We start from the raw sequence: 16,147 nt of genomic DNA, 5'->3' as shown, positions 1-16,147 counted from the left end.
CTCCTCAGGATTGACTGGCGTGGTACCAGGGCCACAGGCGGCGGCTGCAGGCGCGCAGCAGCCAGTCGAGGGCGAAGGCCAGCAGGGTAATCCAGGCCACATAGGGCAGGATGACGTCCATCGCCAGGTAGCGGCGCATCAGGAAGATGCGGTAACCCAGCCCCTCGGCGGAGGCGATGGCCTCGGCGGCGATCAGAAACAGCCACGCCGAACCGAGCGACAGCCGCACCGCGTCCAGCAGGCGCGGCAGCATCTGCGGCAGGATGATGCGCCACAGGATTTGGCCGCTGTGGGCGCTCAGCGTCTGGGCTTTAATCAGCTGTTCGGCGGGGATGGTTTGCACCTGCTGCTGCAGATCGCGGGCGATAAACGGCGTGACGCCCACCACGATCAGCACGATTTTCGATACCTCGCCCAGGCCGAAGCAGATAAACAGAATCGGCAGCACGGCCAGCGGCGGGATGAGCGCAAAAAGCGTGATCAGCGGCGAGCAGACGGCGCGCACCACGGGCAGCGCGCCGCAGAACAGCCCGAAAAACAGACCGGCCAGCGCGCTGATGGCGATACCGCTCAGCAGCCGCTGCAGGCTAACCAGTGTATCGAACCACAGCAGATAGCGGCCCGTGCGCGCATCGGCTTCAAACGCCATGCGGTAAAGCGCCTCGCCCATGGTGCCGAAGGCGGGCAGCAGTTTATCCGAGGCGTTGGCGGCCAGACGGGCATCGGAAGCCATCAGGTAAATCAGCAGCAGCGCCAGCAACGGCAGAAAACCCAACAGACCGCGCGCCAGCGGAACCGGCCGATAGTTAATGATCTTACGCATCAGGCTTCCCCTTGCGGTTAAAGCTGGCGGGCCGCGGCCAGTTTCAGGAACTCGTCGCTGAAGCGCAGTTTGACGTTATCCGCGTTACCCCAGACGCCGGACGGCGTGGCGATGCCGGTAACGTCGGCGCTGCCGGCGCCGTTGCCCAGCAGACCGTGGCGGAAGGAGAATTCGGCCACCAGCTGCATGGTGGATTTCAGTTGCGGACTCTGAACAAAAGTCAGCGCTTCCTGCGGCGTGGCAAACAGGTAAGTGGCCGCCAACTGGGCATCGAAGCCCGCCAGATCGGTCCCGGAAGCCTGGCCCATCGCCGTGCGCGCCTGGCGCGCCGCGGCGCTGTCGCCGCGCATGACGGCGAGGGTTTCATACCAGGCGCCGGTCAGCGCCTTACCCAGTTCGGGGTGCTGGCGCAGCGTGGCGCTATTTACTACCAGAAGATCGAGAATTTCGCCGGGGATATCGGCCGAGGAAAACAACAGGCGGCTGCCAGGCTGTTTCTGCGCTTCCGCCAGCAGCGGGTTCCAGGTGACGATGGTGCGCACGTCCGATGTGGTGAAGGCGGCGACCAGATCGGCATCGGCCGTATTGATGACTTTAATGTCGCGTTCGCTCAGCCCGGCCTTCTCCAGCGCGCGCGCCAGCAGGTAGTGAGAAACGGACAGCTCAACCAGATTCACCGGCTGACCTTTCAGCGCCGCGATGCCGTCGCCTGCGCTTTTCGTCAGGATGCCATCGTTGCCGTTCGAGTAATCACCGACGATCAGCGCGGTGCTGTCCACGCCGCCGGTGGCCGGAATGGTCAGCGCGTCCATATTGGTCATGGTGCAGCCGTCGAAGCCGCCGGCGGTGTACTGGTTGACCGACTCGATGTAGTCGTTGACCTGGACAAACTGGATATCGATACCGTACTTATCGGCCCACTTTTTGACAATGCCGTGTTGCTGGGCGTAATCCCAGGGCATCCAGCCTGCGTAGATCGACCAGCAGAGTTTAAATCCGGGTTTCGCCGCGGCCTGAAGGACGGGGCTGACGGTGAGGGCGGTCAGGCAAAGTGCGGCCAGTAACAGCAGGCGTTGGAAAGCGTTTCGCATAGTGGATCCTCTGACGTTAGCGCGAGTAAAATGCAGGAGAACGGCGGCGAGAACGATCTCGCTTGGTCTCCCGGGCTTTTATCCCGCCGTGTAACCGCCAGAGGACGGTCGGTCACTCTCGGACCAGCATCGCGTTGCGACCGGAACCCTAGTGACCCGTTAACAAATTGTCTGGCGACACCGGTTGCCCGCTATCGCTCCTGCTTACGTTTTCACCGTAGCAAGAACCCTGCCAGGTCCGCAATGCGCCGCCGCGCCGGGCGCCGGGCGAAAATGGCCGGCCTGTTGGCGGCGCGCGCGGCGCGATGGTTGTGCAATGGGTCGTTAGCTTGCACCAAAAATGAACACGGCGGCCGCGGCGCGGACGGAAAAAAGGTGGCAGCAGACTGATTCAGCTATGCTTAATGGCGCGTGAGGCACATAATTTGTGCCCGTTATACTTTCAGGCTGCAGGCGCGCGGGCGCCGTTGTGCGAAAGCGTCACGTTTTGTCCTGTATCCCGAACGATTTAGGGCATAGGATCTGCTATCCGGCTGATTCGTGGTTATAAAAAAAGGAGTCATTGATGAGGGTGTTTACGAGATACCGTTCTCGCTGGCTGACGCCGATTCTGGTGTTGCTGGCCGTGTTACAGCTTGCCGCCTGCGGCGATAAGGAAGGCGACCAGCGCAAGGCGTTTATCGAATTTCTGCAAAGCTCCCCGGTGCAGAGCGGCGGTCCGCTGCCGGCGCTGAGTACCGACCAGAAACAGCGTTTCGGACCCTATGTGAATGATTACGCTATCCTGACCACCTTTTCCCAACACCTGCAGCAGTCGGTGGCCAGCAGCCTGAATCCGCTGCTGGAGCAGGTGAAGCAGATCCGTCTGCCGCAGGACTACGTCACGCAGCGCGATAATCTGCGCCAGCTGAATGGATCGCTGAACTTACTTAGCCAGCAGATCCAAAGCTCGAAGATGCAGGCCGATACCGCGCGCCAGGCGCTGAAACAGCCGGAGGATCTGCAGGTGGTTTATCAGCGTTTGTATACCCGCGTCGTGACGCAGCCGACCGAGGCGCTGTTGCCTGCGATCCCGCAGGCCACGGCCTTTGCCCAAAATCTGGTGCAGGTGGGCGATTATTTGCAGGCGCAGGGCGATCAGGTGGTGTTTAACGGCGCGTCCGTGCAGTTTCGCACCCAACAGCAAGTGAATCAGTATAACGGCCTGGTATCCGGTCTGGCGGCGCAGCAGCAAAGCCTGGCGAACGCGCTGCGCAACCAGAATCTGCAGCAGTCCGGGTTGGTTGCGCCGTAAATGCGCGAAACCGCGCGGAGTCTGCATCGCCCCGCGGTTTCGTGTATGCTTGTGCCCTTTATTTTTCGCCACCGACAGGCCGGATATACGATGAAAGAGCAGGAAAAAGCAGAAATTAAGCGTCTGAGCGATTTGCTGGAGACATTAAAGCGCAAACAGCCGTCGCTGCTTGCCCAGGGTAATGCGGAAGCGATCGATCAGAATGAACAGGAACAGACAAAGCTGGCGGCGGAGATTGAACGCCTGCGCGGCGTCAGGGAGCAGAAGCTCAGCAAGCAGGCGCAGAAACTGGCAAAACTGCCGTTTAGCCGGGCGATTACCAAAAAAGAGCAGGCCGATATGGGCACGCTGAAGAAAAGCGTGCGCGGGCTGGTGGTGGTGCACCCGATGACCGCGCTGGGCCGGGAAATGGGTCTGAAAGAAATGACCGGCTACGCGCCCAAACCGTTCTGAGTTCAGGCGCGTGCGTTAGCCGGCGCGCCTTATCCCCCCCCCCGTAATTCCTGCAGGCGCGGGTTTGTATTCCGGCGCAAGCGGGCGGAGCCGCGCCCTGCGGCCGCGCGTCGACGCTATTTGCCGCCGGGCCGCGCGCCGTACAGCCGGGGATCAAAACTTTCTATTTCTCCGCGCAGACAGCGGTTCTGCATGGTTTTACTCCAGCTGGCGGATAGCCCGGCGGCGGACAGCAGGCGCCGATACAGCTGGCGATCGAAAGGCGCATGGAAGGCAATGGCGATGGCTTCGGCAACCGACACCTCGCTGTTGCGCGATACCCGTTCCAGCCGCTGATTGCCGCTGACCTGACCGCCGCCGACGACGCGGTACAGCCAGCCGCAGTAACCGGTCTCCTGCATCAGCAGCGACAGATTGCCGATATTAAACTGCGCGTTGAGTTTATAGCAGGGCGAGCGTGGCTGCGTCACCTGAATCAGCGTCTCGCCCCAGCGAAAAATATCGCCGATGTAAACATTTTGCTCCGTCAGCCCTTCGGTGGAGAGATTTTCGCCAAAGGCGGCGGGTGAGAATAGCTCGGCCAACTGCGGGAACTGCAGCTGCCAGTAACGATAGTGCTCGCGCGGATAGTGGCACAGCGCGCGATCCGGCCCGCCGTGCACCTTCTTCTCCGCCTGTTCGTCCCCCTCCAGCCCCAGCGCGCCCAGCGCCAGACTGCCGTCGACGCGCCGTTTGACGATCGCGCTCATTCCGTTTTGCCAGGGGGCGATCCCGCCGGTATAGATCTGTGGATACTGCATACGGGCTCCTTACTGTCGGCTATGCGCTTATCATACCGCCCGCGTAGCGGACGGTATAGCCGAAGGACCCCGGCGCGCCGGCGATGGTTACGGCCGGTAGTTTAACGCGTGCGCGGTCGCGGCAGGGACGGCGGAGATCGGCGGCGTGTCCCCGGAGGAACGCGACAGGCGAAATACCGAGACGGCGCGCGTCAGCAGCATCGCCTGTTCCTGCAGCGAATCGGAGGCGGCCGAAGATTGTTCCACCAGCGCCGCGTTTTGTTGCGTGGTGCTGTCGATTTCCACTATTGCCTGGCTGACCTGCGCGATGCCTCTGCTTTGCTCGTCGGAGGCGGACGAAATTTCCTGCATGATGTCGTGAACGTGGGTGACCGAGTTGACGATGTGCTGCATCGTCTTACCGGCGTCGGCCACCAGCGTGGCGCCGTCGCTGACTTGCGCGACGGATTGCTTAATCAGCTCCTCGATCTCTTTCGCAGCCTGCGCGCTGCGCTGCGCCAGGCTGCGCACCTCGCCCGCCACCACGGCGAAACCGCGCCCCTGTTCGCCGGCGCGCGCGGCTTCCACCGCGGCGTTAAGCGCCAGGATATTGGTCTGGAAGGCGATGCCGTTAATCACCGAGGTAATATCGGCTATTTTGCGCGAGCTCTGTTCGATATGCGTCATGGTGCTGACCACATTATCAATCTGCTTGCCGCCCTGCCGCGCGGTATCGGACGCTTCGATCGCCAGTTCATTGGCGTGATGAGCGTTTTCCGCGTTTTGTTTTACCGTGGCGGTCAGCTGTTCCATGCTGGCGGCCGTCTGTTCCACCGCGGCGGCCTGCTGCTCGGTGCGGGATGACAAGTCGGTGTTCCCGGCGGAAATTTCGCCCGATGCGCTTGAGATATGGCTGACGCCGATGCGGATTTCGTCGATCATGCCGTGTAGATTGTTGTTCATTTTCGCCATGGCATTGAGCAACTGCCCCAGTTCGTCGCGGCGCGGCGTGGCGGACGAGGCGGTCAGATCGCCGGTGGCAATCCGCTCGGCGAGCGCCAGCGTCTGGTTGAGCGGCGTGGTGATTTGGCGGTAAATGAACCATGCGATCATGACGCCCAGCAGCAGGGTAATCAGCGCGGTGGCGGCCAGCTGGATCTTCGAACGGCTGATGTCCTGTTGGGTCAGCTGCAGTTGATCGTGTAATAGCTGCATGACCACTTCATTTAACTGGCCGGCGATCTCCGCCATTTCTGCCGCATAACTCATTTCCTGTTGCCAGGCCGGCTGCCAGGCAAGCGCCTGTTTCCCATAGCTGTTCATAATATCCAGCACCGGAGAAAGTATGGCGCGCTGTTCATCCGACAGGCTGAGCGTCAGCGAGGCCAGCGCGCGCTGCGCGTCGTCAATGGACTGGCTCAGGCCGGCTTCAGATTTGCTGCCGGGCGACAGCAGCAACCCGCGAACCTGGTAGCGGACCGCCATTAATCTGGTATTGACTTCAGACAGCAAGAGCTGCTGCGTCTGACTGTCGCTTGCGGCCGTTAAGTTGTCGCCCAGCTGTTTTAACGTTCCTTCCGTGGCGGAGATATTCCAGCTTTCACGAATCGCATTTTTTTTCACGATGGCTTCGTTATAGCTTTTTTGTCTGGACTGATAGCTGGCGATAAGGGGCGTCATCTGGTCGAATTTTTGTCGGTTGCCTTCCGACCAGCTCATGGCTTTTGCCTGAGAAATTAATGTAATGATGTTTTCAATATGGGTGATATTTTGTTTGAAATAGTCGGGATTATAGCTGGAGCCATAGGCTGCCCGATAATACTTCGCCTGATTCACCTCATCATTAATGCTATGACTTAAATTTAATTTACTAATACTGTTTCTCAGTGATTCAACCTGAATAATGCTGCTGCCGGCAATGATAATGGTCATTAATAACACCAGGAAAAAACCTAAGCCGAGTTTTTTACCGACGCTAATGTTTTCAAATTTTATCGCCATTGTGCGTTTCCACCCTAATATGAGCCAATATCGTGTCCTGAATGTTTAAACCCGATAAATTTCAGGGCAGGCGGGCGGTAGCCGAACGCCTTTCCTTGCGCGAAACCGGCTGTATGACGCCGGTCGTGCAGGGAAAGCCAACACCGATGCGATCTGAAAAATGACGGATATATACCGTTGCCTGATTACCTGCAGAGACTGGTTGTGTTGATTTAAACGCATGTCAAAACGACAACGATTCACCACATCGGTAATATCGGCCTGGGCGGGTCACTCTTTATAGCTGGAAAGGTAAAACTTATAGCTGGAAAGGTAAAACGTTCGGGGCGGGAAGCAAAAATCCGCCTGCATAGACAGCGGCTTTGACACGACCTCCGGAAAGGGACTAAAAAAACTAAATAGCTTCGCGCATTGATACTTCACTGTTGACCATGCTACAGCACGTAACTGATGACAATAGCATTTAAATAATATTTAAAAACAGCCAATTATGATTTAATCATAATATTATAGTCACGCAATTTGCAGGGCACCTGTAGCGCTATTATGCGAAGCTATTTAGTCCGCCATTCTTTAGCATTGTTCCTGAATGCATTACCGATAAAGAAACGCCACAGTGTCTCTTAATCGTCCCGGCGTAAGGCGAAACATTTCCTCGCCGGCTTGCTTCGGGCTATAGCGCCGCGGGAACGCTCGCCGCCTGCTAAGGAAGTAATGCCGTTCGGTTAAGCGTTTTTATACCGTTTTGAGTATTTATCGGGTAGGTAAAGCACCGTTCGCTCATAGCATCGGTACTTTCTCTTATGTGGAAGGATGTACCATTTTATGGTGACCTACTGATTTAATAGATAGATCCCCCAACCGCTCCATCATCAGAACCCAGCCAGGCTGCCGGCTGTACCGGTAAGCGTCTTCGGTCAATACTGCATGGGTGGGTACTTTGCAGAGCCTCCTCTATCCAGTGCGGGTTAATTTCCCGTCAAAAAACAGACAGGTCGGAATCAGTCGCTTCAGCAACGAATTCAACGTCCTGCTAAAACGAAGCATAAAATTAATCCGAAAAATTTAGGGTTTTCCGGATTTTTTCAACGCTACAGGATCGTGCAAGTTTTCTTAAACGATCGGCATTGCCTGCTAAGGAAGTGGTTTAAGGCTGACAATAAATAATCCGGAGCAGGGCTCCGGATTATTTTGCCGGTCGGCGGTTATTTTTTCGCGTCGCTAAAGCGTTTCGCCGCTTCGTCCCAGTTAACCACGTTCCAGAAGGCTTTGATGTAGTCTGGACGACGGTTCTGGAATTTCAGGTAGTAGGCGTGTTCCCACACGTCCAGCGCGATGATCGGGTAGCCGGAGACGCCGGAGATCGCTTCACCCATCAGCGGGCTATCCTGGTTGGCGGTTGAGACGACGGCCAGTTTGCCGTCGTCTTTCAGCACCAGCCAGGCCCAGCCGGAACCAAAGCGCGTGGCCGCGGCCTGCTCGAATTTTTCTTTAAAGGCGTCAACGCTGCCGAAATCGCGTTCGATAGCCGCTTTCAGATCGCCGGTCAGCGTCGTGCCGGTTTTCAGGCCTTTCCAGAACAGGCTGTGGTTAGCGTGGCCGCCGGCGTTGTTGCGCAGGGCGGTTTTTTTCTCGACCGGCACCTGGTCCAGCCTGGTGATCAGTTCTTCAACCGGCAGTTTGGCCAGTTCAGGCAGAGACTCCAGCGCTGCGTTGCTGTTATTGACGTAAGTCTGGTGGTGTTTGGTGTGATGGATTTCCATCGTTTGTTTGTCAAAATGCGGTTCCAGTGCGTCATAAGCATAAGGCAGGGATGGCAGTGAATAACTCATGTTCATCATCTCCAGTTGTAGTGGTGCGGTTTGTTAGTACCGCGTAATCATTCAGATCATTATAGTTAATTAAATGATATTGAAAATGATTATTGAGGACTTAATGTGGTTGACCGTGCGTGCCGGCGGCCAGTAAAGGCGCGCATTATGCCTGTATGTGTCGTTGATGGACGAAATCGATCTAAGGCGCGCCGCGGCTTAGCGCCCGCCGACGCGGGCGCTGCATGTGCCGGATGATGCGCAGCGTCCGTTCGTCTGCGCCGTCGGACGTTGACTCAGTAGAGTGTAGCGGTTTTCCGCCCGGCCCGCCTGACGCCGACGTCAGGCCCGGTCCGCCGGCCGCTGCAGACGCGACGGGTGGGTATAGATGGTGGCGCGGCCGGGTCGGCAGAAGCCGACCAGCGTCAGGTTGCAGCGTTCGGCCACTTCAATCGCCAGCGAAGTGGCCGCGGAAACGGCGAACAGGATTTCCACGCCGCACATGGCGGATTTTTGCACCATCTCATAGCTGGCGCGGCTGGAAACCAGAACCGCGCCCTGTTGCCATTTGCGCCTGGCCCGCAGGCCCAGCAGTTTATCCAGCGCAACGTGGCGCCCGACGTCCTCGCACCCGCCCGTCAGCCCGCCCTGGGGCGCAACCCAGGCGGCCGCGTGAGTGCTGCCGGTAAGCTGGCCGACGACCTGCACTTGCTTCAGTTGTTGTAACGCCTCCGCCAGCTGAAGCAAATCGAAGGATTGAGTAAAGGGCAGCGGGGCGATCGGTTTGCCGATTTCCGCCAGCTGTTCCACGCCGCATACCCCGCAGCCGGTGCGCCCTTCCATGGCGCGCCGCCGCGCTTTCAGGCCGCTAAACCGGCGGCTGGACAGCTCAATCTGCACTTCAATGCCGTTGCAGACCGGCTGAACGTCAATGCCATAAATATCCTGCGCCGACTGAATAATGCCTTCCGACAGGGAAAAGCCCAGCGCGAAGTCCTCGAGATCTTTTGGCGTCGCCATCATGACGACGTGCGAAATACCGTTGTATACCAGCGCTACCGGCACTTCTTCCGCCAGCCAGTCCGCCTCTGCGGGCGCCAGAGGATCCTGGCGACGTACGCGCCGCTGACAAGCGCCGACGGGCGCGCTATTTTCCCTGACATCCCCTGGCTGTGGATCCGTTTCTTTCACCGTAACACCATCTGTAAATCACCCTAAAACCGGAGCTGTGATTATTCCACCGCCGGCGATCCGATGCGAATGTTTATCGTGAAAGCGCGCGTGTTTTCGCTCGGCGCAGGCTTAGCGATCCCTGCCTGAACGATAAATTGTGCGGTGACTCGAAGAGTTGCAACTTGTCTGTTTATTATCCTGTCGTAAACCCCAGTCGACGTCTACCCTGTAAGCAGAGTCACTTTCTGAGTCGTCCCGCTTTTGATGTCCTGACATTTAACGCTGTTTTTCCTGCGGCCTGTCGGCCGCGCAATCGTTCAGCGAAAAGGAGACAGAAATGGCCCAACATCCTGAGAAATCCCGGGCAGCGTCCGGCGCATTTGAACATTCGCTTAATGTTAAAAAACGTTATGACAACTTTATCGGCGGAGAGTGGATTCCGCCTGTCGGCGGCGAATACTACGTCAATCTGACGCCCGTCACCGGTCAGGCGTTATGCGAGGTCGCCAGTTCGGGTTTACCGGATGTGGATCTCGCGCTGGACGCCGCGCACAAGGCGAAGGCGTCGTGGGGCGGGCTGTCGGCGCAGCAGAGGGCGCAGGTTATCAACCGCATCGCCGATCGGCTGGAGCAGAATATCAATCTGCTGGCGCAGGCGGAAACCCTGGACAACGGCAAACCCATTCGCGAGACCAGCGGGGCCGATGTGCCGCTGGCCATCGATCACTTCCGCTACTTCGCCGCCTGCATCCGCGCGCAGGAAGGGGGGATCAGCGAGATTGACGGCGATACCGTCGCCTACCATTTCCATGAACCGCTGGGCGTGGTCGGGCAGATTATTCCATGGAATTTCCCGCTGCTGATGGCCTGCTGGAAGCTGGCGCCGGCGTTGGCGGCCGGCAACTGCATCGTGCTGAAACCGGCGAAGCTGACCCCGCTTTCGGTGCTGATGATGATGGAGCTGATTCAGGATCTGCTGCCGCCAGGCGTGGTGAATGTGGTTAACGGCGCCGGCAGCGAGATCGGCGAATACCTGGCCACCTCGCCGCGCATCGCCAAAGTCGCCTTTACCGGTTCCACCGAAGTCGGCCAGCAAATTATGGGTTATGCCGCGCGTAACGTTATTCCGGTGACCCTGGAACTGGGCGGCAAATCACCCAACATCTTTTTTGCCGACGTTATGGACAAGGAAGATACCTTCTTCGATAAGGTGCTGGAAGGGTTCACCCTGTTCGCCTTTAATCAGGGCGAGGTGTGCACCTGTCCGAGCCGCGCGCTGGTGCAGGAGTCTATCTATGAGCGCTTTATGGAGCGGGCGATCAAGCGGGTCGAATCTATTCGCGTCGGCAATCCGCTGGACAACCAGACGATGATGGGCGCCCAGGTGTCGGCTAATCAGCTGGAAACCATCCTGAACTATATCAATATCGGCAAGCAGGAAGGGGCGCGGGTTCTGACCGGCGGTCGGCGTAAGGTGCTGTCCGGCGATCTGGCCAGCGGCTATTACCTTGAGCCGACGATCCTGTTCGGTAAAAACAGTATGCGCGTCTTTCAGGAGGAAATTTTCGGCCCGGTGCTGGCGGTCACGACCTTTAAAGATATGGATGACGCGCTTGAGATTGCTAATGATACGGCTTACGGGCTGGGCGCCGGCGTCTGGAGCCGTAACGGCAACGTGGCTTACCGCATGGGGCGCGGTATTCAGGCCGGTCGCGTCTGGACCAACTGCTATCATGCCTATCCGGCGCATGCGGCTTTCGGCGGCTATAAGCAGTCCGGTATCGGCCGTGAAAACCACAAGATGATGCTGGAGCATTATCAGCAGACTAAATGTTTGCTGGTCAGCTATTCGGATAAGCCGCTGGGTCTGTTTTAACGCCATTATTTACAAGGGGCCGTCAGGCCCCTGAGGTTGCTGATAACGTCGCCGATAACCGAGATACGCGGGCCTGCCGCAGCGAGGGACGCTCCGGCGGCGGCTCGCGCTCTCGTCGCTCGCTCCCTGATAAAGAACTTTGCAGGGGGCGTCTGGCTCTCAGTCTCGACGCCCCGTCCGTTCTCCGCCGGCTTGTCCGCCGGTTGGGTTTTTTCGTCCGGCGCCTTGACCTTCCCCTTAGGGGAAGGCCTATCTTTTATGCTGTTATTCAAACGGTCTGAAAGAGGGTATGAGATGATGAATAAATTCAGTTTATTGATAGTCGGCGTTCTGCTGGCTCCGCCGGCGGCATTTGCGGCTGACAGCGCCCATAGCGGGCACCAGATGAACAATACGACTGAATCGCAGCAGTCTTATATGCAGGGTATGAACGAGATGCATACTCAGATGCAGGAGGGGATACAGTCCAGCGATCCTGACGTGGCGTTCGCCCGCGGGATGATCGCTCATCATCAGGGTGCGATCGATATGGCGAAAACCGAGCTGCAGTACGGCAAGGACCCCGAGCTGCGCAAACTGGCGGAAGAGATCATTAAAGCGCAGCAGCCGGAAATCGATCAAATGCAGGCCTGGCTGAAGCGGCACGGAAAGTAATCACGCCGGCGTCGCGGCTATCTTCGCCGGGCGCCGTCCCGTGCTCTCTGGCGCCCGGCCGGGATTGCGCCATCGCGCCGGGGCATATGTATGCGCTGGCCATGCCGCTTAGCGCAGTGGCCGCATAGCCCCCCACAGCAGAGCGCGATTGAGTATACTCTGCTGTTCAGTGACCTGAGACGGGTAGGCGGGGGAACGGCATGAGCGACAAGATTGGCTGGGTGGATAATTTACGGGCCGTCGCCTGCCTGATGGTGGTAATGATCCACGCCACGACCTGGTACATTACCTCCGGCGGCGCGCCCGGTTCAGGGCAATTGTACTGGGAAGTCGCCAACGTTCTGAATTCGGCGTCGCGCGTTTGCGTGCCGCTTTTTTTTATGATCTCGGGCTATTTATTCTTTGGCGAGCGTCAGGCGCAGAAAAAACATTTTATTCGCATTGGGCTTTGCATCGTCTTTTATAGCCTGGCGGCGCTGATATATATCGCGCTTCTCACGCCGATCAATGCGCTGAACGCGCTGCGTTATATACTGCAGAAGCCGGTTTTTTACCATCTGTGGTTTTTTTATGCCATCGCGGTGATTTATCTGCTGTCGCCGCTGGTGCGCGTCAGGCCGGTGGCCGGGCGCGCCCTGCTGCTGCCGATGGTTGTGCTGGCGTTGATCGCCAACCCAAACACCAGCGAGGCGTCGTTCGGCGGGGTGAAATTGCTGCCGGTGAACCTTTATATCTATGGCGATACTTTTTACTATCTGCTGTATGCCGTGCTGGGGCGGGCGCTGGGGATGCTGGAGTTTCGCCACCGGGCGACCGGCGCGCTGGCTGCCGGCCTGTTTATTGTCTGCGTGATACTGATTGCGCTCGGCACCCGCCATCAGACGCTGGTCAACGGCGACTTTGCCCAGACCTTTTATATTTACTGCGGCCCGCTGGTGTTTTTCGCCGCGGTTAGTCTGCTGGTGTTGTTTAAATATTACCTGAATCGTCGCCCGCTGCCGGGACTGGCGTTGATTGCGCGTCATTCGCTGGCGATTTACGGCCTGCACGCCTTGATCATTCATTTTATCCGCACGCACGGACTGAGCATTACCGCGCATCCGGTGCTGGATATTTTCTACGTGTTTGCGCTGGCGCTGGCCGGCAGCCTGCTGCTGTCGCTGGGGTTGCAACGGCTGGATACCCGCCGGCTGGTTTGTTGAGCCGTCGGCGTTCAGGCGGAGTCGGCGGCCGACTGGCGAGATTGCGCGCGCCGCAACTGGCGCGCCGAGGAAAAGCCGGCCATCAGCGCGGCTTTTTCCTGGCCCATGCCCTGACTCAGGCGCTGATGCGCGACGGTTACGCGCAGCTGTTCATGGTATTCCCGCACGCTAATGCCCAGCTGTTCGCGGAACAGGCGGCTGAGGTGGCGGCTGCTGACATGCACCCGATCGGCCAGGTCCGTTAACGACCAGGCGGTTTCCGGCTCTGCGCAGAGAATATCCTGCGCCCGGTGAATCACCGGATGCAGGTGGTTGCGAAAGCGCAGCCAGGGCGAAAGCTGGGCGTCGTTGCCGGCGCGCCGGAAGTAAACCAGCATGTCGCGCGCCACGTCCAGCGCCTGCCTGGCATCGAGAAAATGGTGGATGAGATGCAGCGTCAGGTCGATGCCCGCCGTAATGCCGGCGCTGGTGTAAACGCTGCGATCCTCAACAAAAATGCGATTCTCCCTGACCCGCGCCAGCGGCGCCTGGCGCACCAGATGCGGCAGGATGCTGTGGTGCGTGGTGCACTGATAGCCGTCCAGCAGCGTGGCTTGCGCGGCCAGCAGCGCGCCGGAGCAGATGCAAACCAGCGTCAGCGTCCGGCGTTCTATCTCGCCCTTTAATTGCTGCAGCCAACGGCGGGCCTGTACCGCCGGCGCCGTCGAGAAGTCGTGACTGGAATCCATCACGCCCGGAACCAGTACAATGCTGCCGGCGGGCAGTTGAGCCGGCAGCGGCTGCAACTGGCTGAGGGTCATCCCGGTGGAGCACAGCACTTCCGGCTCCGGGCTGATATAGTGCAGCGCAAACTGCCGCGTCAACCGCAGCGCCTCCGCCGGCCCGGCGATGTCCAGCGCCATGACGCCAGGCAACATCAGAAACCAGACATCTCGTTTCATTACCGTCTCACCTAATCCGCACATATCGTTAACTGCCGCGCCAGATAGCGCTCGGGGTCTGGCGTATTCTGCAGCATATGGCTGACGAAGGCATCCCGTTCAAAGGCGATAACCTGCAGATCCCATACGCAAAACGACTCATCGCGCGCGGCGCGCCACTGGCCGTGGTCCGTGACCCATACGCGCGTGCGCAGTTCGTTGGCATTGTCCCACCAGCCCAGCACCAGATAGTCGGCGTTTTTACCCTGGTGTTCGATGACCCAGCCGACGCCCGGCCGCGCTCCGGTTTGCGCCGGCGTGGGCAGGATGGCGGCGGCCATCGTCCAGGCCGCGCTGAAATCAACGGCCTGTGCCGCGCGGCGGTAGCGAATCGTATAGCGTTTTAGCCGCCAGTCATTGAGTGAGGTCACGCCCGCCGCGTCGATCGGGCGAGGCAGCCAGGGTTGGCCGACGAAGCGAGCCGGCGACGGCGTTTGCCGACGCGGGGCGCTGTCGCACTGCGCCAGACATTCATCCACGCTGGCCAGCGTAGCGAAACGGTCGACCAATACGGTCTCCGTCCGGTGTTTAAGCTGCTCCGGGGTCAGCGTGATGTTCTGATAGGTCATCGGGAACGTCAGCGTGGCCTCGGTGACGAAGGTGACCCGATAGCCGAGATCGGAAGCCACGCGGGCGGTGGTTTCGCAGCACTGTTCGGTGCGCATGCCGGCGATGATCAGATGATCGATGTCCTTCGCGCGCAGCCACTGCTCCAGGCCGGAATCCGTCAGCGCGTTGTGCACCCGTTTGTGAACCACCACGTCCGACCGATGGGTCAGAAATGGCAGGCGAGTCACGTAGCCGGAGTCCAGCGCGAACGGGCCGGCGGCGACGTGAAACACATCGACCAGCGCGACGCCGCGCTGCCGACAGCCGTTAATCAGGCGGGTCAACGCCTGTTGAAAGGCCGGCACATCGTCCTCCCGCCAGAAGGGGCGGTGTAAAAAAGAGTGCTGTACGTCAATGATTAATAATGCGCTGTGGGACATGTTTGACCTCCTGCCGGTCGGTTGATGGGATGATGATGCGTGATTTCATCAGGCGCAAAAAGGCCAGATCGGGACAGGTTCGGGTTAAATCGGGACGAATCCGCTGGCTGCCCGCTAAGGGTTGGTTAGAATAGGTCGGAGGCCCCCGGACGGAGGCCGGTTGCGCCCCGTCGGCTCGATTCAGGCCGCGTCGCGCCCACGCTGTGCGGCACGACGGACAGCACGCTGTTCGCGCCGGCCAGTAGAGGACCTTGTTGATTATGTCTGTTAAAAAGGCCAGAAAGATGCGCAAAACATTACTTAACATCGGCGTGGGCGTGCTGCTTCTTTCCGCACTGAGCGCCTGTGATAAACCGGCCGATAAACCCGCGCCCCAGCCGGACAAGCCGCCGCTGCAGGTCGCCGCGCCGCCGGCCGAACCGCCCGCCGCGCCAGAGCCGGCCGCGCCCGAACCGCCGCCGGGCTATAAGGTGACGTTACAGAAAGGGCGGATCGCCTTTACCTTGTCGGAAAATTTCACCGACCAGACGGCGCAAAGCGGCGCGCCGGACAGCGGCGCCGACAGTACGCACCTGTTTATTAACAGCCAGTCGCGCCAGCTGGTGGTGTTTTCTCTGGTGGCGCCGGCCGCCGGCCAGACGCTGAAAAATGACAGCAAGGGACTGGATGCGCTGGGCGATGAGATTTTCACCGGTCTGAGCAGCCAATATCAGCATATTAAGCAATTGCAGAAACAGTCGATCAACGTCGGCAAACTGCCGGTGCGGCGTATGGATAATGAACTGCGGGTAAACGGACAGATGGTGGACTCGACGCTGCTGTATACGGTCTGGCATAAGAAAGTCCTGACGCTACAGATTAATACGCCGGCCAGTCGCGGCGATGAGCACGCCGCGTTGCTTGATCGCATTTTAACCACGCTGGTGCTGCGTTAGCCGGCGCTATCCTGCCGGCCGGCTCGCGTATTCCCCGGGTCGCCCGGCGTCTCTGGTCAGAAATCGGCCTCAGCTCTCATAAACGC

14 protein-coding genes and 1 riboswitch are annotated in these 16,147 nt (G+C 59.0%); of the genes, 6 read left to right on the top strand and 8 right to left on the bottom strand.

The features are described 5' to 3' along the window. Positions 1–4 precede the first annotated feature (4 nt). Both FJU30_RS19170 and FJU30_RS19165 read right to left on the bottom strand, forming a co-directional pair. Positions 5–823 (bottom strand): ABC transporter permease, encoded by an 819-nt coding sequence (locus FJU30_RS19170; protein WP_150436579.1) that lies wholly within the window; start codon positions 821–823, stop codon positions 5–7. Between the two features lie 17 nt (positions 824–840). Next, positions 841–1,914, bottom strand: coding sequence for a putative urea ABC transporter substrate-binding protein (locus FJU30_RS19165; protein WP_150436578.1), 1,074 nt, complete (start codon positions 1,912–1,914; stop codon positions 841–843). Between the two features lie 65 nt (positions 1,915–1,979). After that, positions 1,980–2,077, bottom strand: a riboswitch (guanidine-I (ykkC/yxkD leader). Positions 2,078–2,479: 402 nt separating this feature from the next. Here FJU30_RS19165 and FJU30_RS19160 point away from each other — a divergent pair. Together FJU30_RS19160 and FJU30_RS19155 are read left to right on the top strand one after the other, a co-directional pair. After that, positions 2,480–3,208: a DUF3053 domain-containing protein gene (locus tag FJU30_RS19160; protein ID WP_150436577.1), complete on the top strand. Its 729-nt coding sequence runs from the start codon at positions 2,480–2,482 to the stop codon at positions 3,206–3,208. Between the two features lie 90 nt (positions 3,209–3,298). Next, a complete protein-coding gene (locus FJU30_RS19155; RefSeq protein WP_150436576.1) occupies positions 3,299–3,661 on the top strand; it encodes a YibL family ribosome-associated protein in 363 nt (120 codons plus the stop codon). A 116-nt stretch (positions 3,662–3,777) separates the two neighbouring features. Here FJU30_RS19155 and yiiM read toward each other — a convergent pair whose 3' ends face one another. The 4 genes from yiiM to fdhD all read right to left on the bottom strand — a co-directional run bounded on the left by yiiM (position 3,778) and on the right by fdhD (position 9,443). Beyond that, positions 3,778–4,461, bottom strand: coding sequence for a 6-hydroxyaminopurine reductase (gene yiiM, locus FJU30_RS19150; RefSeq protein ID WP_150436575.1), 684 nt, complete (start codon positions 4,459–4,461; stop codon positions 3,778–3,780). Between the two features lie 87 nt (positions 4,462–4,548). After that, the gene (locus FJU30_RS19145) at positions 4,549–6,441 is read right to left on the bottom strand and encodes a methyl-accepting chemotaxis protein (RefSeq protein WP_150436574.1); all 1,893 of its coding nucleotides are present in this window, start codon (positions 6,439–6,441) and stop codon (positions 4,549–4,551) included. Positions 6,442–7,646: 1,205 nt separating this feature from the next. Beyond that, complete coding sequence (sodA, locus tag FJU30_RS19140; protein ID WP_150436573.1) at positions 7,647–8,273, bottom strand: superoxide dismutase [Mn]; 627 nt, start codon at positions 8,271–8,273, stop codon at positions 7,647–7,649. 321 nt (positions 8,274–8,594) lie between these two features. Beyond that, the gene (fdhD, locus tag FJU30_RS19135; RefSeq protein ID WP_150436572.1) at positions 8,595–9,443 is read right to left on the bottom strand and encodes a formate dehydrogenase accessory sulfurtransferase FdhD; all 849 of its coding nucleotides are present in this window, start codon (positions 9,441–9,443) and stop codon (positions 8,595–8,597) included. A gap of 319 nt (positions 9,444–9,762) precedes the next feature. Here fdhD and exaC point away from each other — a divergent pair, with 319 nt between their 5' ends. The 3 genes from exaC (at position 9,763) to FJU30_RS19120 (ending at position 13,157) form a co-directional block, all read left to right on the top strand. Next, positions 9,763–11,301 (top strand): acetaldehyde dehydrogenase ExaC, encoded by a 1,539-nt coding sequence (exaC, locus tag FJU30_RS19130; RefSeq protein ID WP_150436571.1) that lies wholly within the window; start codon positions 9,763–9,765, stop codon positions 11,299–11,301. A 297-nt stretch (positions 11,302–11,598) separates the two neighbouring features. Then, complete coding sequence (gene copM / locus FJU30_RS19125; RefSeq protein ID WP_150436657.1) at positions 11,599–11,955, top strand: CopM family metallochaperone; 357 nt, start codon at positions 11,599–11,601, stop codon at positions 11,953–11,955. Positions 11,956–12,155: 200 nt separating this feature from the next. After that, a complete protein-coding gene (locus FJU30_RS19120; protein ID WP_150436570.1) occupies positions 12,156–13,157 on the top strand; it encodes an acyltransferase in 1,002 nt (333 codons plus the stop codon). 11 nt (positions 13,158–13,168) lie between these two features. On the opposite strand, the gene FJU30_RS19115 is transcribed toward FJU30_RS19120, so the two are convergent. Both FJU30_RS19115 and FJU30_RS19110 read right to left on the bottom strand, forming a co-directional pair. After that, a complete protein-coding gene (locus FJU30_RS19115) occupies positions 13,169–14,098 on the bottom strand; it encodes a GlxA family transcriptional regulator (protein WP_150436569.1) in 930 nt (309 codons plus the stop codon). A gap of 11 nt (positions 14,099–14,109) precedes the next feature. Further along, positions 14,110–15,126: an isochorismatase family protein gene (locus tag FJU30_RS19110; RefSeq protein ID WP_150436568.1), complete on the bottom strand. Its 1,017-nt coding sequence runs from the start codon at positions 15,124–15,126 to the stop codon at positions 14,110–14,112. 260 nt (positions 15,127–15,386) lie between these two features. On the opposite strand from FJU30_RS19110, the gene FJU30_RS19105 reads away from it, so the two are divergent. After that, positions 15,387–16,061 (top strand): DcrB-related protein, encoded by a 675-nt coding sequence (locus tag FJU30_RS19105; protein ID WP_150436567.1) that lies wholly within the window; start codon positions 15,387–15,389, stop codon positions 16,059–16,061. The last annotated feature ends 86 nt before the right edge of the window (positions 16,062–16,147 follow it).

The sequence above is a fragment of the Affinibrenneria salicis genome (assembly GCF_008710095.1).
This window is presented reverse-complemented; position numbering and strand designations above follow the sequence as displayed.